Source organism: Arthrobacter sp. 01T425, from assembly GCF_056398725.1.
Map to the genome: position 1 here is coordinate 88,682 of NZ_JBFTPY010000016.1, position 22,865 is coordinate 111,546.

Here is a 22,865-nt window from a genome sequence, read left to right on the forward strand (position 1 = left end):
CCCGCTGGTTTTCTACCCCTCCGGCTCTTTCTGTTGGACCGGCTCTCAGGAGCCACGCCGGAAGCAAGTATTCATGCGCCGGGCACTGCGTGAGGGAAGATCAACGGGATGAAGAAGATCGCGGCATTCACGCCGTATTTCACAGAGGATGAAGCCGGGCAGGTCCGTGCGGCGTTCCTGGCCGCCGGCCACCTGGAGGGCGACGCGTCCGTGTCGGACTTCATCGTGCGGGCCACGATGCGGGAGGTGAAGCGGCTGCAGCGCCGCCACAACGCCGGCCGGGCATGGGCCTCTGTCCCGGCCGGCGGACTGCGCCGCGGACAACGCACCAAAGATGAACTGCAACACCGGAACGAGGGAACCTGATGATGGCAAGACGGACCGAGGACACCGACGCGCCGCCGACGCCGGCGGCTGGTCCTGCGCTGCCCAGAATGCTGACTCTGGATCAGGTGAAGGAGGTCCTGAACGTCAACACGCCGTTGGTGTATGCGCTGGTGCGCAGCGGGGAACTGCGGGCCGCGCAGTTCGGCGGCCGGAACGTCTGGCGCGTCCGGGAAGATGACCTGCTGGCCTACATTGAGGCCGCGTACGAGAAGACCGCGCACCGGATCGCGGCCGGGCAGATCCCCGAGGAAACCACCTCTGATGACTGACCCACCTGGGGATCCCGGGAGCCGGTGTTGGGGCAGAATGAAAGCATGTGCGGCAGATACGTGATGTCAAAGGCGACCGGTGATCTCCTGAGTCACTTCGAGGCCAGGGAAGTTGAGGGCAGCCCGCCCCCGCCGAGCTGGAATGTAGCGCCCACGCAGGACGTCCCGATCATCATCGAGAAGCTGGATGAGGACTCCGTGGAGCGCCGGCTCCTGATTGCCCGCTGGGGTCTCGTTCCGTCCTGGGCCAAGGACATTAAGATCGGCTCGAAGCTCATCAACGCGCGCAGCGAGACCGTCTTGGACAAGCCCTCGTTCCGCAAAGCAGCCATCACGCGGCGCGCCCTGATTCCGGCCGAGGGATATTACGAGTGGGAGAAAGCCGAGGATGGGAAGAAGATCCCGCACTACTTCTATTCCGAGAAGAATGGCCTGCTGGCCTTTGCGGGACTCTACGAGTTCTGGCCCGACCCGTCCCTGCCGGAGGATGACCCGCACCGGTGGCTGCTCAGCTGCACCGTGCTGACCACCATGGCTCACGATTCCCTCGGCCACGTCCATGACCGGGCCCCGGTCATCGTCCCGCCGGAGATGTACGGGGCCTGGCTCAACCCGGGCACCACCGGAAAGAATGATGTGCAGGAGCTGCTGGACGCCATGCCCGAACCGGTCCTGACGCCGCGGGTAGTGACGGACCGGGTGAACAGCGTCCGCAATAACGGACCCGAACTCCTCGACCCGCCCACCTGAATCCGCCCGTCCTCCCCTTCGGGGCAGCAGGGAACACGTTGAGGCAAGACAACGCGGATTGGCCGCCACCCAAAGGTGACGGCCAATCAGTGGTGCGGTGCACCCGCTTGCGGGTGTTCTTGTGGTCCTTGGCTGAAGAAAGCCGGCCCTGACCTGGGGTGTGCCGGGCGCACCGTCTTGGACCATGGGGAAGGAACCCGCCACTCCTTAGGACTGTGTGGTCGCGGTGTCCAGGATGTCACCGTGCGGGGGAGCGGACGCCTGACCTGCGGTCTGTGACGCGGCGGTTTTCCGCCGCCGTGAGACGGCCCCTGGTTCGAGTCCAAGCTTCTTCAGCTCCTCGGTGCTCCACCCGTCCTTGGTGGCCCGGACGTATGAGCGCTTGTCGTCGCGTTCAGCATCCGCGAGTTGTTCCTTGAGGTCAGCGACCCGCTGCCGGGCCTTGACCAGCTGCGTGACGGATTCGATGCGCGAGTCGAGCAGCGCGCGGGCCTGGTTACGTGTCTTTTCAATGTCGAGGTTCGCCATGCCTCCACCCTAACCACCACATCCCCGAATCCACGGGACGAACCGCCGCGCAGACAGCGATCCGGAATGACGCCGGAGCAAGCTATACATTTACACGGGTGTAAATGGCGTGTCGCTCACGCGCCTGCGGCGGTTTGCTTGGCACACTCGGTGGTGTGGTCCCCGGTTCGGGGTCGCTGCGCTGGGCTTTTAAAGGGACGGGGGAGTGCTTTGTCTGAGCAGAATGAGTCCCGTCCGCGGCTGTCCAAGCGCCGCCGTGAGAATTCGCCGGCGGGGACGAAGAAGCGCCGGGAAGTGTGGGTGACCGCAGGGGAAGAGGCGGCGCTGGTTGCCCGGGCTGCCCGGGAGAAAGTTACTGTCCCGAACCTGCTGGTCACCGCGGCCCTTTCGGAGACTGCTGAGACGCCGACGGAGCGCAAGGCGGCGATGGCGGAACTGATGGCCCTGCACACGCTCCTGGCGCGGGTGTCGAACAACGTGAACCAGATCGCCCGCCACGCGAACGCCGGGGATGAGTTCCCGCAGGACGCGAAGGCTGCGCTGGCTTATGTGCGCGAGGTCGCGATGCGGATTGACCGGACCATTGAGGGGCTGATGTAGCCGATGATTCCCAACATCACCCGCGGTTCCAGGATGTCCGGACTCCTGCTGTATCTGGCATCGACCGATGCGGACAAGACGAAGAACTCCCACACCGATCCGCACCTGGTGGCCGGGGACGCAGCGGTCATGGCCTGGTACGACGACGGCGTTCTGGACCGCGATGATGCTGTGGCGATAGCGAAGCACCTGGACCAGCCCCGGAAGTCTTTTGGCGTCGAGATCCTGCAGAAGGATTTCCGCTGGGACGCGGCATCGAAGCAGCGTGTGGAGAACGGCCACAAGCCGGCCGATGTGTGGCATTGCTCGCTGAGCCTCCGCGCCGAAGAGGGGCCGCTGATGGACCAGCAATGGGGCGACATTGCCAACGACTTCGTCGACGCCATGGGCTTCACCGAAGCCAGCGGCAAAGCCCAGTGCCGCTGGGCGGCGATCAACCACGGCACGAGTGAGAACGGCAACCACCACATCCACATCGCCGTGTCCCTGGTCCGCGAAGACGGCACCAAAGCCTCCACCCACGGCGACTACAAAAAAGCACAGCAAACCTGCCGGGCACTGGAGACCAAGTACGGACTGGAAGAACTCTCCACCATCCACGCAAGCCGCGGCTACGACCGAGCCGAAAAGGCCACCGCGATCCGGGACGACCGTGAAATGCACCGCTCATCCCTGGCCCGCAAGGTCCGGGCCAGCGCCAGCGCCTCCGGGTCCGAAGCGGAGTTCGTCCGCCGCGCCCGGGACACCGGACTACTTGTCCGTCCGCGCTACGCGAAGAACACCACCGACGTCATTGTCGGCTACTCCGTCGCCGAACGCCCCGCCCGGGGAGACCGTCCCATCTGGTTCGGCGGCGGAACCCTCGCCTCCGACCTGAAACTCGGTGCCCTCCGCGAAGAATGGCCCGACACCCCGCACCTGGCAACGGAAGCCGCAGCCGAATGGAACGCGGCGGCGAGGAACAGGCGCACGGTCTCCAGAACCGGCCCCGAGCACGCCGCGCCGCCGGCGGAAGCGTGGGTGGAATACACCCGCAACGCATCCGCCCTGGCGGATCAGCTGCGCACCATCCCGAGGGATGATCACGCGACCTGGGCGAAGGCAGCACGGGACGTATCCGGGGCGTTCGCGGCATGGTCCTACCGGCTCGAACCGACCGCGGGTCCGCTGGCGGCCACCGCCGCCGAACTGTCCCGCACCGCCCAGCTGCGCGCACCACGGCAGCACAGCAAACCCGTCGCGCTCCCTTCCATTGCCGGGACGGCCGTGTTGTTCATGGCCGCTTCGAGTAAGGACAAAACCGCGGCGCAGACAGCCCTCATGGTGCAGCTGATCAACTCCGCCTTCGCCGTGTATGAAATGCACGCCCAGTCCGGCCGCACACGGGAGGCTCAGCGCATCCGGTCCGTGGTCGAGGAGCGGCTGGCCCCGTTCACCGGCACCATGCCCAAACCGGTTTTGGTGAGCGCCGGGCAGCAGCCGGCACCCGACGCCGCCGTGGCGCCGCGGGCGATCGATATCGCCCGGCGCGGCATGGTTCCGATCCGTCCCGGATCAGTACTGCCCACGAACCCAACGCCGGCGACGCCGGCGAAGACCTACCAGCCCAGCCGGCGCGACGCCGGTCCGGGCCTGGACCGATAGACCACCACCAACTGCAAGGGGAACACGATGAGTGAATCAGATGGAATGGATGACGTCCTGGACGGCGGCCTGCGGCAGTCGCTGATGATCGCCTCACGCGTTGCCGAGACACTGGCACGCCGTCGACAGGAGAGCCAGCGGCAACAGGAACACCAGGACACCCAGACAGCGCACGAAGCCCGGGCACGTCTCACCGCCGAACGCAGCGCTGCGCACGCGGCACTGGCCCCCGTGGGGAAGGACCAGTGGTGGGACAAGGCCCAGCCCGGCGACATCGCCAGGGCCCACGCCGTCGCTGAAGGGTGGAAGGACAATGATCCGGCCGCCCTCGCCGCAGCCGAACGGATCCGGACCGAAGTCCTCAAGCGCTACGGCATCGACACCCGCGACGTCGGCACGGACGCCGCGTACCTGGAATCCGGCCTCGAAACCATCAACGCCGAACAGGCGCGCCGCGCCGCCGTCGCCGAACACCGGAAAGGCATGGCACTCATCGCCGCGACACAGGCCGAAGAACTCCGCGCCAAGGCCCGGACGCTTGCCCCGGAAATGGAGCGGCACCAGGTGCCCGTCGAATACCTGAACAACCCAGCCCTGTCGGCGGCGCTGCAGAGCGCACACAATGCCACGACGCCCGCGGCCATCGAGGCTGCCGACACCGCCGTGAAGGAACGCCTGTACCTGATCGGCAAAGACGGCATCAACGGTCCCACCATCGACCAGCTGCGCGACGAAACCACGGCGAACTTCAACGGCACAGGCGAGAACCACTTCAACGACGCTAGGTTCGTGGACGCCGTCAAGGATTGGCACGAAGCAAAACTCCTCGCCGACGGCGGCTTCAAAGGCTCCCAGGAGCAGCCGCTGGAACAGCGCTACGAACGCACCGAAGCTGAACTCTTCGCACGCCTCGCCGAGCTCGGCCGCGAGCTGGAGAGCAGGGTCACCCCCGACGACAGCAAACGCCGGAAGGCCCAGGGCGGGAAGGCCGAAAGCGGCTCGGCCTCGGAATACGGTTCCGCGGACCACCGCCAGGCGTTCGCCGCCTCCCTCGCCGGGACCGCCAGCGAGGAACGCGTCAAGGGGCGCCTGGCCGCGGCCCGCAGCGAGGGCACGCACCCCAGCGCCGCACTCGTTACCGGCAAAGCGCCGGCGAAGGCGCGGAAGACAAGCTCAGGTGCCGCACTTGGGGCCCAGAAATCGAAAAATGGTCCCAGCCGATAAGGATTCCCCGCTCCACCTAGAGAGACCGATTCGGAGCTAGCCGGCTCGGTAGGATCGAACGCATGACTGACGCCCGCGACCTCGCACTCCCCACCGGCTACACGGACCTTCTCGGCGAGCTCAAGGCCCGGGTCCGGGCCGCACGCACCAAGGCATTGCGGACGGTCAACACCCAGCTGATCGAGCTGTACTGGTCCATCGGCCGGACAATCCTGGAACGCCAGGACATCGAAGGCTGGGGGAGCGGCGTCATGGCTCGACTGGCTGATGACCTGCGGGCAGAGTTCCCCGACATGAAAGGACTCTCCCGCCGCAACCTCTTCTACATGCGCGGATTCGCCACAGCCTGGCCGGAACCAATTGTGCAACAGCCTGTTGCACAATTGCCCTGGGGCCACATCACCGTGCTCCTGGACAAAGCGGAGACCGCGGAACAGCGGGCGTGGTACGCCTCCGCAGCTGTGGAGTACGGGTGGTCACGGAACGTGCTCCTAAACATGATGATGAACAAAACTCTTGAACGGACGGGCGCAGCGCCCTCGAACTTTGTGCAACAGCTTGTTGAACCAGATTCGGAACTAGCCCAACAGCTCGCCAAAGATCCCTACAACTTCGAATTCCTCGGCCTCTCCGGCGAAGTCGCCGAACGCGACCTTGAAAACGCCCTGACCAGCAGGATCACCGAAACCCTCCGCGAACTCGGCCCCGGCTTTTCCTTCGTCGGCCGCCAGGTCCACTTCGACGTCGACGGGGACGACTTCTACGTTGACATGCTCTTCTTCAACATCGACCAGTCCAGATACGTCGTCATCGAACTGAAGACTGGAAAATTCCAGCCCGAATACGCCGGAAAACTCAACTTCTACGTCGCCCTCGTCGACGACACCCTCCGGCGCAGCCACCACAACGAAACCATCGGCATCCTCATCTGCGGCACCAAGAACGACCGCAGCGTCCGGTACAGCCTGGGACGCTCCACCTCTCCCATGGCCGTCGCCGCCTACACCTACGACAAGCTCCCGGCTTCCGAACAACAGGCCCTCCCCAACGAGGGACACCTCGTAGCAGCCCTCGAATGGGCAGAACCAGGCTCTGACACCGAAGACAGCCAATAACCCGCCCACATTGGGAAACGCACGCCCGCCACGGCGTGCACGTACTGTAGGCGCCGGCCGAATTGTCCAAAGAGCTTTGGACAATTCCTGATGTTGCTTTGGCGGAGTCAAGGTCTTCCCGATCGCCAACCGCCCACCGCGGAAATGAGTCCTGGGCCCGTTATTCCAGCCCCGGCCAAAGCCCAGAATCCCGGTTTGGGGCCAGACGGCCAGGGCCGGTATGGCGAAGTGAGGTTTTAGGTTCCGACGGTCCAGCCCAATTGTCCAGATACATCTGGACAATTGGGGCCGAACGGTCAGCAGCTTACAGGCAGTATCTAGCTGGTTGGCCCGATCAGGGTAAGGAAATATCCGCTATAGGCCTGGTGACCGACTCACAGACTCCGGGAGTAACAGATTTCCAGACCTGAAACCCCGGCGCATGGAACGGGATATGTGCGCAGACACTGCCCGCACATATCTGCCGATCTCCCTGACGGAGAACCGGGGCCGGGCATGTCCTGCCAGGCAAGCCGCTAGTGCGGTCAACGTCTCCCGCAGCCACAGCAAGCACGGGTCCTCGTCCTCCCGGCAGGAGAACAAGGACGAGATCCTGTCCGTGGCCGACCTGACCGCCCTTCCCCGGTTTAGGGCCATTCTGCTCGCCTCCGGAGCCCCGGCCACCATGATCGAAACCATCCCCTGGATGAACGGGCCCCACGCCCAGAAAGTCAGGGACTCACTCGCCGGCCCGGCGAATGTCGAGCGCGAGCCACTGGCCCGTCCCCGCGCGCAACCCGTGGACAGACGGTGACCCGTCGTGAGTGAAGAGTTCGGGGATGCGTTCGGCGACGAAGAGGTTCCAGCCACCAACAGCGGTCACAGCCACGACGAACCTGAACCGGAGCTCGTCTACTCGAGCGCGGTTGAGTTCTTCGCCGAACTCCTGGCCCAGTCCTACGTCCGGGAAGTCAACGAAGGAGCAACCTTCGCCTGGTGCCCCGAGTGGTACAAACCGCTGTCGTCGGCGTCAGGACCGTCTCACTCGGCAAGGCAGCCCTCCGGGCAGCAACATCAATGCTCCACGACGAACTGACGCCAGACAACGTGCACGTCGCAGGTATCACCATCAATGGCAGCATCGCGCCCGAAAAACGCCCTTCGCACCAGATCTCATCGCGGAGACTTACTGGGAGCTTCACACCCTACCCTCATCCGAGTGGCGTGCAGAGACCGTCTTCGACGGCAACTAAGGCCGGCTGGGGGGACGAACGGCGAGGTTCTGCTGGGAGGTGGCCCAGCTGGAGCCGATGTTCACGGACGAGCTCGCCGAGTGGTTTCAGTCCCTTGATGTGCTTCATCCACAGGCCCCCCGCTTCTTGGGCCTAAGCCAGGACGTCCAGGACTTGGACGGACGCCCGCTGTCGGAGGCCGGACGGTCAGAAGGGGTGTCCACCGTGTCCGCGTTAAACCTCCCAGTACGCCGGTGTCCGTTACTCGAACTGATTTCCGGCCGCGATCGGCCCGGCCCGGGGACTGCATAGCTGGCACTTGGCTCGCGGGCCCAAAACTACTTAATCTCCGCTATCGGTGTGGAGATCGGACTGTCTTTCGCTGGCGCAACCACGGCATCCTGGAACCCGCCGACCACACGGGGGCTGTTCCCTTGGAGCCGCGCTCAGGCGCCAGAGGTGACGTCGTAGACCTCCCCCGTGCAATCCCGGCTGGGGCCGTCTCGGTTTGGAGCCGCCCGCCCTTCGAGGATGGCCCGGTTTCGTGGGGCGGGGGGACTCATTGCCGAATGCGGTGAAGACGCCCACGGCTGAGGTCCCTCTTCGGCGATGTGGCCCGCGTCCCCGGCCGCCTCGCGGGCCGGGACCAGGGGCCTATGGCCGGCACTCCCGGGGTGTCCTGCCGTTCTGGCAGGACAGCCTACTCGTGGAGAGGGTGTCCGAGGCTTGTGATGAAGCGTCCGATGGCGTCTTCGGCTGTGGGAATGCCGAAGACTTCACCCTGCCGGGCTGTGTTTGCCACATAGCGGCCCGTCTCGAACCACTCGAGCATGGCGGCCATGTCCGCGGGAACGGCGCCGCCGCCAGAGGCACCTGCCGCACCGGTCGGGCCCGTCCCTACTGTGATCGGCCGGCCGAGGAGGCTGCTGGAAATGTCCGCGACGTCCTGGATGCTCACGGGGCGGTCCCATCCAATGTCGATGCGTTCCCCTGCGGCGATGTCGGCGTCGACGGCCGCGGCGAGGTACGCGGCGAGGTCGGCGGTGAGGATGAACGTCAGCGGGACACTGGGGGAGCCCAACCATGGGGGTCACCGAAGCGGATCTCTGCAGTCTTCCCTTTGGAAGGACGTGATTGGCAATCAACAGACGGTCCTTGCCAACGAGGAATGGTGGCCGTCAGATCTGCCACCAACTACACAGACGCCCCCGACTTCAGCGGCTAGTCCATGGAGGTTAATTTATCGCCCGACTCCTTCGCCAGAATCAAAGCAACTCCGGGGTGTGCCACAGCGCCGCGACGGTAGATGATAGGAGGTTCATGCAGGTCTTTTGAAAGGGCTGTGGCTGATGTCTAAGCGAAGCGACTTAGCGGGCTCGTTAGCTACGGTGGCCATTGCTGCCTTGGGTGGTCCGCTGATGGTCGCCCGTACCGCGTTGACGGAAGTAGTTAAGCGCGCGAAGACTCTGTATGACGAGAAAGAAGAGTCCCGGCAGATAGTGGAGCAGGTGGCCGGTGCTGTCAGCAGATGGGCAGCAAGCAATAAGTTAGCCGACGATGATGTCAATCGCGGCCTGGAGCTGGCGCGCGATACGGTATGGAGCTTCGGGATCAGCACAGATGTGCTTGCTCAGTTAAGGTTTGAGGCGGCCGCTGCGGCTGAAGCGGTCGTTGCCGCTGCCACGGAGAAGGATCCTCGGTGGGGGACCGAGGACCACTATACAGTTGCGATCCGGGCCATCGTGGTGACATATGAAGCTTTGATAGCGCAGCTGCGCGCTCACGATGGCACAGCGATTGCCTTATTCCTGACGCTACACAGAAGCATCCAGGATTATGCCGCAGGTGCCGAGGACAAGTTAGAGGCAATCGCTGCCAGCTCTGACGTCCTGTCCAACGCACTGACGGGTTCGGCCACCGTGGCAGATGTGATGTCATATCTGAAGGCGAGAATCGGGGACTGGGACGTGTCGGTATGGCACCCCGGCTGGAAGGCCTCCTCTGTTGAGCAGATCCTGAGCGTTCGAGAGCAGAACTCTGAGTTGTCGGCAGAGGGGCAGCTTCTGGGAGCTCAGGATGCGCTGGCAAGCGAGCAAACGTTGGTGGTGCTCGGCGACCCCGGGGCGGGCAAGACGTGGTTGGCCCGCCGCTACGCGAGACAGGCCGCGCAGGCGGCCCTGTCCCAGCTCGAGAACGGGGCACGTGTGGACGAGGTGGAGCTACCGCTTCTAACTACGTGGGAACAGTGGTTAATTTCCGCTGGAGACACGGATCAGTCGTTGGTGGCCTCATCGTTCGCGTCGGGACTCGGTCACAGCAATGCTGGCGACGCCGGGGTGTCGGCGCGGCTCAAGCGCACCTTCTTAGGCTCGGCGGTCCGGGTGCTGCTGGTAGTCGACTCTTTGGACGAGGCCGCCGATAAGTTCGCCCAAGGGCCTCGGGTGCGCGAGTTACTCAGCCTTCCGTCTCGGTGGCGGATAGTCGTGACCAGCCGACCGGCAGCCTGGAGCGGTGCCTATCCCGGCGGAATGGGTAGCAGGAAGCCGCAGGTGGTGGAGTTGCACGACCTCTCTTACCCCGACGAGGTTGAGACCTTCGTCAGGGACTGGTTCCGTGAAGCTAAAAAACCCGGGCGAGGGGAGACCCTGATCCAGGAAATACGCAAGCGCCCCGAGCTGGCACGGGCGGCAGTGGTGCCGCTGATGCTCACCTTCTACTGTCTGCTCGCGGACGCCCGCGAAGGGATGACCCCGCTGCTGCCTTCCAGACGGAGGGAGCTCTTCCATAGCCTTGTCCTCCGGTTGCTCCGGGGTGCTTGGACCACCAACCCTCCCGGGCCGGACAGCGCACCCGACCGAGACTATTGCGAGAAGCTCCTTAGAAGCTGGGCTTGGTCGGCCGTGCGCGGCTGCACAAACGCCGCCGGTTTGGGCGTATGGGCCGACAGCTTCACTCAGCCGGGACCGGTCCAGCAGCAAGAGCGACGCGCCATAGATCACATTGTGCCGAAGGCGGCTGAGGACGACGAGGGGACCGTTACCCGACGCTTTGTTCACAGGACTTTTCTAGAGCACTTCGTGGCGGAACACGTTGCGGGGCTGGACGCCAATTGCGCGGCGGAATTGCTCCTTCCCCACCTTTGGTTTGACCCGGACTGGGAGGTCGCCGCTCCGGCGGCAATCGTCGCGCACAACCAGCAGCAAAAAGGAGCCCTGCTCCACGAACTCATGAGCCGCGCGCTGCCGCCCGCAAAAGACCCGGCACGACAAATGGCCCACATGGAGCTCGAGGTTCTTCTTTTGGGCCTCGCACAGGAATCAGAACCAAACGAATGGACCCACGAACATCAGGAATTGCTCCACCGGTGCCGGGTGGACAACGCAGTCGGTAGACCTGACCTCGTCGCACGATCCGCAAACTGGACCTCCTCCAACCCCAACGTTCGCGCAGCATTGCTGAGGGCACTGAAGGCGGCCAAGGAGCCGCGGGATGTCTGCACCTACGTAGAGGTGCTACGGGTCTTGGAGCCCACGGACGGTGAGTGGGTGCAGGTGCGCATGGCAGTGCTGGATGCCCTCACCGTAGCCGATGAACCGTCGGGCGTCCGTGCCCTCGCTGAGGTTCTCTTGTCGCTGGCTACAACGGCTGACGAGCGCAGGCAGGCGCGCACGGCAGTGTCGGATTCCGGGTCCGCAGCCGATGAACCGTGGGGCGTCCGTGCCCTCGCTGAGGTTCTGTTGTCCCTGGCAATGACGGCTGATGAGCGCACGCAGGTGCGCACGGCAGTTCTGAAGGCCCTGCCGCGCCCCCACAGCCAACGGCACCTTTACTACCTCGCCGGAGCCCTGCCGACAATGGAACCCACGGCCAGTGAACGGGCGCAGGCCCGCACAGGAGTGCTGGAGGCCTTGGCCGCCGCCGAAGAGCCGTTGTACGTCCACGGCCTCCTTGGGATCCTGCGGGCCCTGGCGATCACGGCCGGTGAGCGGGCGCAGACACGCGGGGTAGTGCTCAAGGCACTAGCCGCTGCCAAGGAGCCGTGGCGCATCCGCGACCTCGCCGAGCTTCTGCTATCCCTGGAACCAAGCGCCGGTGCGCGGATGCAGGTCCGCACGGTGGTACTGAAGGCACTGGCTTCCGTCCAGGACCCTGGTTACGTCCCCGCCCTCGCCGAGGTACTGCTGTCCCTGGAGCCCAGCGAAGATGAGCGGGCGGAGGCACGCTCGGCGGTGCTGAAGGCGCTGGCCGAGACCGAAGACCCTGGGTACGTACCCGACCTCGCCGCAGTCTTGCCGGCGCTGGCGCCGATGGATAGTGAGCGGGCGGAGGCACGCTCGGCGGTGCTGAAGGCACTGGCCGACAGCGATAACCCTGGGTACGTACCCGACATCGCCACAGTCCTGCCAGCCCTGGCGACCACCGCCGGTGAGCGGGCGGAGGGCCGCACGGCACTGCTGAAAGCTCTGACCGCAGTCAGAGACCCTGGGCAGATCCACGGCTTCGTCGAGGTCCTGCGATCGCTGGCGACCACGGACGGTGAACGTGCGGATGTCCGCACGGCGGCGCTGGAGGCACTGGCCGTCACCACGGAGCCGTGGCGCATCCGCGACCTCACCGAACTTTTGCTGTCCCTGGAGCCGGATGGGGGTGAGCGGGTGCGGGTCCGCACGGCCCTGCTGGCGGCGCTGGCCGCCGCCAAGGAGCCGTGGCCCATCCGCTTCCTCTCCAAACTTCTTCTGCCCCTGGAGCCAACGGAGGATGAGCGGGTGAGGGTCCGCAAGGCAGTGCTGGAAGCCTTGGCGCGACCCCACAACGCCTGGGACCTCCGTGCCTTCGCTTGGGTCCTGCTGTCCCTAGCGACCACGGAGGATGAGCGGGCGCAGATCCGCCCGGCTGTGCTGAAGGCAGTGGCCGACGCCAAGGACCCTGGGTACGTCCCTGCCCTCGCCGGGGTCCTGCCGTACCTGCCGATCACGGAGGATGAGCGGGCGCAGGTCCGCAATGCTGCGCTGAAGGCGCTGGCCGACGCCGAGGCTCCTTGGTACGTCCCCGACCTCGCCGGGGCACTGCTGTCCCTCTCGGTCACGGAGGATGAGCGGGCGCAGGTTCGCAATGCTGTGCTGAAGCTACTGGCCGACACCAAGAACCCCCGGTACGTCCCCGACCTCGCCGGGGTCCTGCTGTCCCTGCCGGTCACGGACGATGACCGGACGCAGGTCCGTAAGGTAGTGCTGAGAGCACTCACCGACATTGACGATCAGCGGGGGGCTCAGGTACTGGGTAAGGTGCTGAGATCCTTTTCGTTGCCTGAGGAATGGATGGCGTGGCTGACCGTCAACAAATAGCTTCTCCGAAGCGCCTTTAGAACCTAACGATCGGTCCCCGTCCGCGCCCAGTTCGTTGGACAACCCGACGGTGCCGTCACGTTCAGCAATCGTTCCGGCAAGATCGCTCGCAGGTCGGGATCTGTCTTGTGCCGGCAGTGTCTGTTTCAGAAAACATCTGCACCGTTCCCTACGGCCGAAGTGCCTCGGCCCAGAGACGATGGGTGAGACGAAAAACGGTCCCGGCTGTCTCATCGAAGTTGTCAGTTCCGCACTGATGACACTGACCGAGCTGAGGCCTCTAAAAGCGACACGGTGCCTTAACCCTACGTGTCAGGCTGGAACGGTACCAACGGCTCATAGCAAGTCCGCTTAGTCGCGTGGGGCGAGAGCCAGGAATCCAGTAATCATGTCCAGTCCAGTTTTGAGTGCAGTACGCGAAGATAGTGCTGTGGGTAGTAGTAGTTACGGGCCGCGGGCCGGTGGTCCGCGGCCTCGCCGGTCGTTCACTCCGGTCCAGAAGCTGGAGTTCCTGGCCGCGTATGAGACCGCCTGTGAGAGCAACGAGGGCGGTGCGTTCCTGCGCAGGGAGGGCCTGTATTCCTCGCAGATGACCGAGTGGCGGCGGCTGCGGGACGCCGGCGTTCTGGCCGGGAAGAAGGCCGGGGAAACGATTGGGAAACTGTCGGCGGACCAGGCTGAGAACGCGCGTTTGCGCCGCCAGTTCGAGGTGAGTGAGGGCCGGTTGAAGAAGACCGAGGCAGCCCTGGAGCTGATGGGAAAACTACAGGCGTTCTTTGAGAGCGCCTCAGAGGATATGCCGGACGGGCCCCGGTCCAAGAAACGCTGATGGCCACCTACCGGTCGATGCTGGAGCTGAAGATCCCCACGCGGAAGGCAGCATCATTGACCGGTGTTTCCAGGACGACCGCGAACCGGAAACCGGCCCCGCCGCGGGACGAGATGCCGGTGGTGCCGCAGAATAAGCTCAGCGCCGCTGAGCGGGCCGAGATCCTGGCTGTGCTGAACTCGCCCGGGTTTGTGGTCCTGGCACCCATGCAGGTCTACACGAAGCTGCTGGATCAGGGGATCTATCTGGGATCCTTGTCGACTTTCTACCGCGTGCTGGAGGAAAACAAGCAGGTCAAGGAACGCCGCCGGCTGGCCAAACACCCGCCCCGGGCGGTTCCGGAACTGGTCGCTACGGCCCCGGGCCAGGTGTTCACGTGGGACATTACAAAGCTCGCGGGCCCGGTCAGGGGGAAGTATTTTGACCGCTACATGATGGTCGATATCCATTTGCGGTTCATCGTCGGCGCGCACGTGCACGCCACCGAATCCGGAGTGTTGGCTGTGGAGATGATGAAGGGGATCTTCGGCATCCTTGGCATTCCCCGGGTCGTGCACGCGGACCGGGGCACGTCCATGACGTCTAAAACCGTGGCCGCGCTGCTCTCGGATCTGGAGGTCACCCGGTCTCACTCCAGGCCCCGGGTGTCCAATGACAATCCGTACTCGGAGGCGCTGTTCAAGACCCTGAAATACGGTCCGGAATTTCCCGAACGCTTCGCCTCGGTCCATGACGCCGGGGCATTTATCAGCGGTTTCGTGGACTGGTACAACCATCACCACCAGCACTCCGGAATCGGCTTCCACACGCCCGCGAACGTGCACTACGGCCACGCCGCCGGCGTCGCCAGGGAACGCTCAGCAACCCTCGCTGCAGCCCGGACAAAACACCCCGAACGCTTCACGACCACCACCGATCCCAAAATCCTCTCGCTCCCCGGACCGGCATGGATCAACCAACCAAAGGAGATCCTCGAACAGTCAGCCGCCTAACTCCCGCTGGTACCGTTCAGCTTGAAAAATTCCGGTGCGCCGAGTAGGCGCCGTCGAATTCGGGTACGCGGTTTCGGCCGACCAGGAGCTTCGTTGGATCTGGCGCAGGAGGTGCTGCAGTGCTAGTCTGGAAGAGAGCTAGTTTGTCCTGTCATACTGTCAACTTTACATAACGTCGGCTATCGGCTCAGGAAACACACAGACTCCGGTAGTGACAGACTTCCTGCGTCTTGTGACCGCCCGACCTCATGCCCTGGCATGCTGCGTATTCAGTTCCTCTGGCCCGGGCACCGAGATGAGTTACGAATTTGTTTGTCTATCCCGAGGGGAGCGGTAGCAGGTGTCTCCTGCGGCGTGAGCCGCGAATGCAGTCAACACGCTACGTCGATATTGAACCCAAGACCGGCAAGTTCCAGCGGCTGGGGGTTCGGGCCGGGCCGCGGTGGATTTCTAGCTGTGCTTCACGAAGCGGATGGTCATGGCTTTGAAGCCGGGTGTATTGGATTCACGTGCCACCAGTTCCCGGTGGACCAGCGCATTGGCCTCGGGGAAGTAGGCGGCGGCGCAACCCTTGGCTGTGGGATAGGCAATGAGGCGGAACTTGTCGGCCCTGCGTTCGCTGGACTGGCCGTCAGCGCCACGGAACGTGGAAATGACGTCCACGAAGTCCCGGTCCTTGAAGCCGAGTTCGTGAAGGTCATCCTCGTGGACCAGGATGACGCGGCGGGCTTCGGAGATGCCCCGGTAGCGGTCGTCCAGCCCGTAGATGGTGGTGTTGTACTGATCGTGGCTGCGGATTGTCTGGAGGATGAGGTGGCCCGGCGGCGGGGCCAGGTACTCCAGCGGACTGACTGTGAACCTGGCTTTGCCGGTGTCTGTATCGAAGGTTCTGGTGTCCCGGGGCGGGTTGGGCAGCACGAAGCCGTTCTTGTTCCGGATGCGGGTGTTGAAGTCCTCGAACCCGGGAATGACACGGGAGATGTGGTCTCTGATGACGTCGTAGTCCTCGGCCATGGCCCGCCAGTCTACGGCGTGGTTGTCCCCCCAGATAGCCTGCGCCAACCTGGCTATGATCACCGGTTCGCTGAGCAGGTGATCCGACACGGGATGCAGGCGCCCTTGCGTGGAGTGAACCACGGACATTGAATCCTCCACAGAGAGGAACTGCCGCCCGCCTGGATGCTTGTCGTCGGTGTCCGTCCTCCCGAGCGTTGGGAGGATCAGTGAAGTGCGGCCATGGACGATGTGCGAGCGGTTGGGCTTGGTGGATATGTGGACTGTCAGGCCGGCACGCTTCATTCCTGCCTCGAGAGGTCCCGTGTCTGAATTCGCCGCGGCAAAATTGCCGCCCATGGCAACAAAGACGTCTACGTTGCCAAGTTCGAAGGCATGCAGTGTTTCCGTTGAATCGTAGCCGTGCTCGCGGGGGGTGGTCAGTCCGAACTCCTTGTCCAGCGCGGCGAGGATTTCTTCACGGGGTTTCTCCCAGATGCCCATGGTGCGGTCGCCTTGAACGTTTGAGTGGCCCCGCACCGGGCAGGCCCCCGCGCCGGGCTTGCCGAAGTTTCCCTGTAGCAGCAGCAGGTTGATGATTTCCCGGAGTGTGTTCACCGAGTGCGGCTGCTGCGTCAGCCCAAGGGCCCAGCAGATGATGGTGGCTTTGGACGACGCCATCATGCCGGCGATTCCAGAGATTTCGTCCCGGCTCAGGCCGGTGGCCTTCGCGGTCTCAACCCAGTCCACGGTGCTGCGTGCGGCCAGATAGTTGTCGAAGCCTTCGGTCTGGGCCTCGATGAAAGCCCGGTCGACTACCGTGCCAGGGTCTTCTTTCTCGGCTTTCAGCAGGAGATGGCCCAGGGCCTGGAACAAGGCCAGATCCCCGCCGACTTTGATCTGGAGGTATTCGTCGGCAATGGCAGTTCCGCGCCCCACAACGCCGCTGAGCGACTGCGGGTCTTTGAAGTTCATCAGCCCGGCCTCGGGCAGCGGGTTGATGGCCACTACTTTGCCGCCGTTGTTCTTGCAGTCCCGGAGGGCGGACAGCATCCGTGGATGGTTTGTGCCGGGATTTTGGCCCACTACGAACACGAGCTCAGACTCGTGGATGTCCTCCAGGGATACAGTCCCTTTACCGATGCCGATGGTCGGGTTCATGGCGAAGCCTGAGGATTCGTGACACATGTTTGAGCAGTCCGGCAGGTTGTTGGTGCCCACGCTGCGGGCCAGCAACTGGTAAATGAAGGCTGTTTCATTCGCGGTGCGTCCCGAGGTGTAGAACACGCAGCGATCGGGTGTGGTGGCGCGGATGTGGTCGCCGGTCAAGGCGAAGGCGTCCGTCCAGCTGATGGGCGAGTAATGGCTTTCCCCGGGCCGGATGACCACGGGCTCGGTGATGCGGCCCTGGTTGCCCAGCCAATGATCTGACTTGGTTTCCAGCTCCGCGATGGAATGGGCAGCCCAGAATTCCGGCGTGACCGTCCGGGTGGTGTTCTCCTCGGCGATTGCCTTGGCGCCGTTTTCGCAGAACTCCGCGGCACTCCGCCTGCCTGTGATGGATTCCGGCCAGGCACAGCCCGGGCAATCGAAGCCGCCGTGCTGGTTGACACGCAACATAGACCGCACGGTCCGGGCGATGCCGGCCTGGGCGAGGCCCCGCTCCAAGGCGACCGACACGGCTTTGACTCCGGCAGCGGCCTTTTTGGGTGGATGGACTTCGAGGTCGTCCTCGTTGATGTCTTTGGTAGGTGCGGGACGTACGGTGTTCACTTTTCAACCTCCGCGGTCCGGGCTTGTTCGATCGCACGGTTGTGCGCAGATTTAGGTTTCCGAGGCGCATTACTGCCTATGGCGATATCCGCCCTCTCGCTCCACGCAGTTCGTTCCTGGGTCTGGCCAAATGGAACGGGGTTGCTGAGGGTAAAGGTGTAGCCCTGGTGGGAGTGCCTGGTGGGGAGGACCCCTTTTGTCCCATCCGCCAGTGCAAGTGCGACCATGTGGTCGTGCGCTGCATCCAGAAGGTCATCGGCCCCCAAGGCAAGCGAGAGCCTGAAGTCTGCGATTGGCACTGGGCTTGTAGGCATTAATTGCCGCCGTTCTGGGCACGGGGCCACACGGTATACCCTTGGGATTTTTCGACGAGAGTCCGGAGAAATGGGCCGTTCGCCTCAATCCAGAGAACTGAAGCGTCGGCCGACACGGCGTCAACGCGACCGTGCCTGACCTTTAGACCATGCTTGCGAATCTGGACATTCTCGCCGTGTAGAACGGCCCAGTCCAAAACGTTTTCCTCATTCATCTCTGACGATGTCTTTCCTGGTCTGTAATGGCAAAGGCGCTGTGAGCCGGCCGCGAGGTGGCTCGGGACCACCTGCCCGGTAGCCACGCGCGTTAGAAGGCTCCGTCGACAGACCCTGAAGCCTCACGCCCTCGGCCGGCGGTAGCCGCTTGTTTCCTCGAAGCTCTTGTCTGCCGCCCGCCCGCGGAAACCTGACTTACCCACCAGGGACCGCTCATCGAGCTGGCAAGCGCCGATTCGGCTGAGGCGACTCTTGGCGTAAAGCACGGCTGTCATGGCCCGGGTCTGTCTTTAGCCGTACGCTCAGGAGGAAGTTCCTACTCGCCGTACATGAGGCTCGTGAGGAAAAGATCCAGTTGCTGGCGACTCGCGGACACCTCTTCCAGCCACTGGGCTGTGTGTACATGTTCGAGGTACAGGCCTTCCCAGGGGGAGCACGTCAGCTCTCCCTGCTCCACTTGGTTAGGCCTTTCCGTTTCCTTTAAGGGGGACGGCGCGATGGTTCTCATGGCAGTGCTGGCGCAGTGGCCAAACGCGTCAAAGATGGCCCGGGGGCCAATGAAAATTGACATGATCTCTTCCCTTCTGTCTAACCACCCCGGAACGCCTGTGTTCCTTAGTGGATGATGAAGATCTACAAGCGGAATGGACGTTCTAGGACTGACCTAGAAACGTTGGAGCCTACTTTCGTCCATTCCTTGGGTACTCCCCGCGGAAAATTCGTTTCGAGGCTGTCAATGCTGACATCGCCTTCGGCCAGCCGGCATAAAACGCTATGTGGGTAATCGCCTCAACGAGTTCCTCTTCCGTCGCGCCGTTCTCGACCGCGTAGGGTATGTGGAAAGTAAGCTGCTCGAGGCTGCCGCCAGTCACCAGACTGGCGATTGTCACCAGGCTGCGTTCTTTCGGTGTTAGGGTGGCATTCGACCAAACCTGACCGAACAGCACGTCGTCGGTGTAGCCCACCATTGCCGGGGCGAAATCTCCGAGGATGCGTTGCGCACCCGAGAGTTCTTTCTCTGACAAGGTCTCTCCTTTCAATCGATAAAGTTCAGTGCGAAGTTGTGAGTCCTCTCGAATTCCGAGTTCGACAACGCGGGTGAAATTCGCCGCGACACGCTGTGTCAGTCAAGCCGACACAGCTCCCTCCTTTATTGTCCATTTGGCGTCCTCTCCATTTCCTTGTTGCCCATGGCGAGGGGTCGGTGTGCTGGTTTGCAGTCGAGCCCTAGAGACACCTGTCTTCTAGGCAGCATCCCTACTCCTGGTGGGTCAGTCCAACCACTCATAGCGGGCGAATACCTGGTAGCCATCATCCCTAAGCATCATTTGTCGGAGATCCGGGGCTTCTGCTGCAATCCAAAGTATCGAGTTGTCCGGCATAACTGATTCAACCGTTCCAGTCCGGACCCGCTGCCCATCAAGCCAGATCTCCACGCATTGTCCCAGGGCGCGCTGCCAGTCAGGCTGCAAGTGAAAGCTCACGAGGTTCTCCCGAAGATTGATAGATACCGTTTCGTTGAGCAAGCCGCAGGCCACGGGATCCGCTAGGACCGCCATCTCGTGGGCCAGCTGGCCGTGGCAGGTTCCTTCGCTCTTCATAAACCCCCGTGGCGGGCAGGGCGGCTGTTGGAAAGTCGAGGACAGACCGTATCACTGACACTTTTCACTCCGAGGTACATCGCTTTAGTGGGCAACTACTGCAACAAATAGGATTGTGAATCCTTTTCTAGCTCTCTGCTCAGCTCGTTGATGGGTATGGGATTGAAGCCACTGTGCCCATTCCCGCAAATATTCATTCAAACTGGTCGGTATGTAAACACTAGGATGACTGTCTCTGCCTGTCAATAGATCGGAGTGATCAATGGCCCACCGCGGGGGTATATGTGTTCAAGATTGGCGGACCGGTATATCTGCACGGTCTTGCGGAAAGCCTTCTTGTTCAATGCCGTCACATGCCGGCTCCAGCCGCGCCCCGGTACGGGGATGACCCGGCACTATCAGGTGCTGGCAGCGGTTCGAGCCTGGCGGCAACCTGTTGCGCCCGATGCGGCCGACGCCGGTCCACAGCTCCCCCACACCGCCAGCCGCGCCGGTGACCGGCACAGGGCCTCCTCCCGACTCGATGCCAGCGGCACGCAGGCACACGGGTAGCAAGGAATTCCGTAAAGAATCCTCTGTCGACGGGTGACGACTGTTGGCACGCAGTTCTGATTTGACCCCTATCGCGGGACCGGAACGTATTCGACTATCACATTTCCTCGGAATGGCCTTGTCGGCATTGGCTGCGTATCACTCGGTGTCGTATGCGCGAGACTCGTGAAACCGCTTCCCGTTTACTCTTGCGGATGCGCCGGTCCGATCCAGGTATGGCGTGATGCCGCCTAGGTGAAGCGGCCAGCCGGCCCCTGTGATCATGCACAAGTCCACGTCTTCGGCGGCCGCGACGACGCCTTCGTCAAGCAGGAGCCCGATCTCCTGCGCAAGTGCGTCCTGGGTGCGTTCCAGCAGCTGTTCAGAGGTGGATGGGGAGTTGCCGAGTTCCAGCAGATCCAGTGTGGACTGCGGGAGATACCGGCGGCCGTCGTGGTCTGTGATCCAGAGGGTTGTGATCCCATGGTTGATGAGCTTTTGGTGGTTGGCTGAGATGGGGAACCGGTGCCCGAATGCGGCATGAAGGGATTCGGTGACGTGCTGGGCGACGGGGATGCCGATCATGGCCAGCAGCGTGAATGGGGTCATCGGCAGCCCCATGGGTTTGAGGGCGTTGTCCGCGGTCCCGGCCGGGGTGCCGTCGTCGAAGGCTTTGGAGACTTCCGCCATCAGGCGCAGCAGGATGCGGTTGACCACGAACGCCGGCGCGTCCTGGACAAGGACGGTGGTCTTGCTCAGGGCTTTGCCGAGCGCGAATGCAGTGGCCAGGGCTTCGTCGTTGGTCTTGGGGGCGCGGACGATTTCCACCAGGGGCATGGCGGCAACCGGGTTGAAGAAGTGGAACCCGATGACACGTTCGGGGTGCAGCAGGTCTGCTGCCATCTCCGTTACGGAGAGCGAGGATGTGTTGGTGGCGAGGATGCACTCTGCGGAGACGACTGCTTCGACCTCGGCGAAGACCTGTTTTTTGACGGAGAGTTCTTCGAAGACGGCCTCTATGACGAAGTCCGCGTCGGCAAAGGCGGTCTTGGATACGGAGCCGGTGATAAGTGTTTTGAGGCGGCCGCCGGCGTCGGGGGTGATGCGTTTCCTGGCGAGCAGCTTGTCGACCTCGCCGTGGACGTAGCCCACGCCTAGGTCCACCCGTGCCTGGTTGATGTCGGTCATGAGCACGGGTACCTGCAATTGCCGGGCGAAGAGCAGCGCCAGCTGGCCGGCCATCAGCCCGGCACCTACAATGCCGACCTTGGTGACCGGGCGGGCCAGATCCGGATCGGGGGCACCGGGCGGATTTTGGGCACGGCGCTGGCGGACGTCGAGAAGCGCGTACACCGAATCCTTGAACTGCGGCGTCAGGATCAGCTCCGTGAGCGCTTCGGTTTCCAGCTTCGCGGATTCGGCCTGGCTGAGGTTCCTGCCGCGTTGGAGCAGGTCCAGCACCCGCCCCGGGGCAGGTGCCGCATCCGCGGTCTTGGATTTAACGATGGCGCGGCCTGCGGTAACGGCGTCGTCCCAGTCCGACGGGGTGCATGATGCCTTCAGGGCCCGCCGCTCCTCGAGCTTTTCACGGACGGCGGCATCAGCGGTGATGATCCGGGCTGCCCAGGCCAGGGATTGTTCCAGGAAATCGCCGGCCTCAAAGATGGCGTCGGCGATGCCGAGGTCGAACGCGGACGTACCGTCGAGGGCTCTGTTGTTGCTTAGGGGGTTCTGGATCATCACCTTTACTGCGTTGGCCGGACCGATCAGCCGGGGCAGCCGGTACACGCCGCCCCACCCAGGGACCAGGCCCAGATACGCCTCGGGCAGTGAGATTCCGTTCGCCGTGTCGGAGACGGAGCGGTAGTCGGCGGCGAGGGCGATTTCCAGGCCCCCGCCGATGGCCGCGCCGTTCATAAATGCGAAGGTCGGTACGGCCATTTCCGCGAGGACACCGAAGACTTCGTGGCCGAGCGCGGCGATGTGACGGGCCGCGTCTGGATCTGTCAGGCCCCGCACGGCCGTCAGGTCAGCACCGGCCACGAAGCTGCGCTCCTGACCGGTTATGCCGACCGCGACAAATTCTCCGGCTGCCGCACGGTCCCCGACGTGATGAAGAACTGTGCGAAGTTCGATCAGTGACTCGGGGCTGAAGGTGGCCGGTTTGCGGTCGCGGCCAGTCAGCGTAATCAGGGCGAAGGTGCCCACTCCGGGCAGCCCGAATTCCTTCAGGAACGAATACGTGGTGCTGACGCTGCCGACCGGAGCGCCGGAAACTGCGGCGCTCACTGGGCTGCCTTGAGGATCAAGGCCTCGCCCTGTCCGCCGCCGCCGCAGAGGGCGACGACGCCGGTCCCGCCTCCCGCGCGGTGAAGTGCGAGTGCCTGGTGCAGGACAAGCCGGGCCCCCGATGCGCCGACCGGATGGCCGAGGGCGATGGCGCCGCCGTCGGCGTTGATCCGGTCCGTGTCGATCCCCAGGTCCCTGGCCGATTGGATAACCACTGAGGCGAAGGCCTCGTTAATTTCAATCAAATCCAGATC

General features: G+C 63.5%; 18 protein-coding genes and 1 pseudogene. 11 read left to right on the top strand and 8 right to left on the bottom strand.

Annotation, left to right across the window (positions count from 1 at the left end; genetic code table 11):
• Positions 1–108: 108 nt before the first annotated feature.
• The 3 genes from AC1DNG_RS16915 to AC1DNG_RS16925 are packed head-to-tail and all read left to right on the top strand — an operon-like array spanning position 109 to position 1,406.
• Complete coding sequence (locus AC1DNG_RS16915) at positions 109–366, top strand: ParB family protein (RefSeq protein ID WP_476887819.1); 258 nt, start codon at positions 109–111, stop codon at positions 364–366.
• Positions 366–656 (top strand): helix-turn-helix domain-containing protein, encoded by a 291-nt coding sequence (locus AC1DNG_RS16920; protein WP_476887820.1) that lies wholly within the window; start codon positions 366–368, stop codon positions 654–656. The genes AC1DNG_RS16915 and AC1DNG_RS16920 overlap by 1 nt, the downstream gene beginning before the upstream one ends.
• A 45-nt stretch (positions 657–701) precedes the next feature.
• A complete protein-coding gene (locus AC1DNG_RS16925) occupies positions 702–1,406 on the top strand; it encodes an SOS response-associated peptidase (RefSeq protein WP_476887821.1) in 705 nt (234 codons plus the stop codon).
• 207 nt (positions 1,407–1,613) lie between these two features.
• Here the strand turns inward: AC1DNG_RS16925 and AC1DNG_RS16930 are convergent, their stop codons facing one another.
• A complete protein-coding gene (locus tag AC1DNG_RS16930) occupies positions 1,614–1,934 on the bottom strand; it encodes a hypothetical protein (RefSeq protein ID WP_476887822.1) in 321 nt (106 codons plus the stop codon).
• Positions 1,935–2,144: 210 nt separating this feature from the next.
• Between AC1DNG_RS16930 and AC1DNG_RS16935 the strand changes: the two genes are divergently transcribed.
• The 6 genes from AC1DNG_RS16935 (at position 2,145) to AC1DNG_RS16960 (ending at position 7,592) form a co-directional block, all read left to right on the top strand.
• Positions 2,145–2,534 (top strand): MobC family plasmid mobilization relaxosome protein, encoded by a 390-nt coding sequence (locus AC1DNG_RS16935; RefSeq protein ID WP_476887823.1) that lies wholly within the window; start codon positions 2,145–2,147, stop codon positions 2,532–2,534.
• Between the two features lie 3 nt (positions 2,535–2,537).
• Positions 2,538–4,178, top strand: coding sequence for a relaxase/mobilization nuclease domain-containing protein (locus tag AC1DNG_RS16940; RefSeq protein ID WP_476887824.1), 1,641 nt, complete (start codon positions 2,538–2,540; stop codon positions 4,176–4,178).
• Positions 4,179–4,205: 27 nt separating this feature from the next.
• On the top strand, positions 4,206–5,402 hold the full coding sequence (locus tag AC1DNG_RS16945; protein WP_476887825.1) for a hypothetical protein: 1,197 nt from the start codon (positions 4,206–4,208) through the stop codon (positions 5,400–5,402).
• Positions 5,403–5,464: 62 nt separating this feature from the next.
• A complete protein-coding gene (locus tag AC1DNG_RS16950; RefSeq protein WP_476887826.1) occupies positions 5,465–6,517 on the top strand; it encodes a PDDEXK nuclease domain-containing protein in 1,053 nt (350 codons plus the stop codon).
• Positions 6,518–6,950: 433 nt separating this feature from the next.
• A complete protein-coding gene (locus tag AC1DNG_RS16955) occupies positions 6,951–7,310 on the top strand; it encodes a hypothetical protein (protein ID WP_476887827.1) in 360 nt (119 codons plus the stop codon).
• A 6-nt stretch (positions 7,311–7,316) separates the two neighbouring features.
• On the top strand, positions 7,317–7,592 hold the full coding sequence (locus AC1DNG_RS16960) for a hypothetical protein (protein WP_476887828.1): 276 nt from the start codon (positions 7,317–7,319) through the stop codon (positions 7,590–7,592).
• Between the two features lie 836 nt (positions 7,593–8,428).
• Here AC1DNG_RS16960 and AC1DNG_RS16965 read toward each other — a convergent pair.
• Positions 8,429–8,809, bottom strand: coding sequence for a hypothetical protein (locus tag AC1DNG_RS16965; protein WP_476887829.1), 381 nt, complete (start codon positions 8,807–8,809; stop codon positions 8,429–8,431).
• Positions 8,810–9,116: 307 nt separating this feature from the next.
• On the opposite strand from AC1DNG_RS16965, the gene AC1DNG_RS16970 reads away from it, so the two are divergent.
• Together AC1DNG_RS16970 and AC1DNG_RS16975 are read left to right on the top strand one after the other, a co-directional pair.
• Positions 9,117–13,073 (top strand): NACHT domain-containing protein, encoded by a 3,957-nt coding sequence (locus tag AC1DNG_RS16970; RefSeq protein WP_476887830.1) that lies wholly within the window; start codon positions 9,117–9,119, stop codon positions 13,071–13,073.
• A 388-nt stretch (positions 13,074–13,461) separates the two neighbouring features.
• Positions 13,462–14,894, top strand: a protein-coding gene (locus tag AC1DNG_RS16975) for a DDE-type integrase/transposase/recombinase (RefSeq protein ID WP_476887831.1) whose coding sequence is annotated in 2 segments (ribosomal slippage) — positions 13,462–13,852 and positions 13,852–14,894 — 1,434 coding nt in all. Because the reading frame shifts where the segments join, the coding sequence is not laid out codon by codon here.
• 450 nt (positions 14,895–15,344) lie between these two features.
• Here AC1DNG_RS16975 and AC1DNG_RS16980 read toward each other — a convergent pair.
• The 6 genes and pseudogenes from AC1DNG_RS16980 to AC1DNG_RS17005 form a co-directional block, all read right to left on the bottom strand.
• Positions 15,345–17,660 carry an FdhF/YdeP family oxidoreductase gene (locus tag AC1DNG_RS16980; protein WP_476887832.1) on the bottom strand — a complete coding sequence of 772 codons (2,316 nt, stop codon included), beginning with the start codon at positions 17,658–17,660 and terminating at the stop codon, positions 15,345–15,347.
• Between the two features lie 846 nt (positions 17,661–18,506).
• A complete protein-coding gene (locus AC1DNG_RS16985) occupies positions 18,507–18,761 on the bottom strand; it encodes a hypothetical protein (protein WP_476887833.1) in 255 nt (84 codons plus the stop codon).
• A 109-nt stretch (positions 18,762–18,870) separates the two neighbouring features.
• Complete coding sequence (locus tag AC1DNG_RS16990; protein WP_476887834.1) at positions 18,871–19,215, bottom strand: carboxymuconolactone decarboxylase family protein; 345 nt, start codon at positions 19,213–19,215, stop codon at positions 18,871–18,873.
• Positions 19,216–19,461: 246 nt separating this feature from the next.
• Entirely contained in the window at positions 19,462–19,791 is a 330-nt protein-coding gene (locus AC1DNG_RS16995; protein ID WP_476887835.1) for a hypothetical protein, read from the bottom strand.
• Positions 19,792–20,481: 690 nt separating this feature from the next.
• A complete protein-coding gene (locus AC1DNG_RS17000) occupies positions 20,482–22,611 on the bottom strand; it encodes a 3-hydroxyacyl-CoA dehydrogenase NAD-binding domain-containing protein (RefSeq protein ID WP_476887836.1) in 2,130 nt (709 codons plus the stop codon).
• A pseudogene (locus AC1DNG_RS17005) lies at positions 22,608–22,865 on the bottom strand (acetyl-CoA C-acyltransferase); the annotation flags it as partial. The pseudogene AC1DNG_RS17005 and the gene AC1DNG_RS17000, both read right to left, overlap by 4 nt.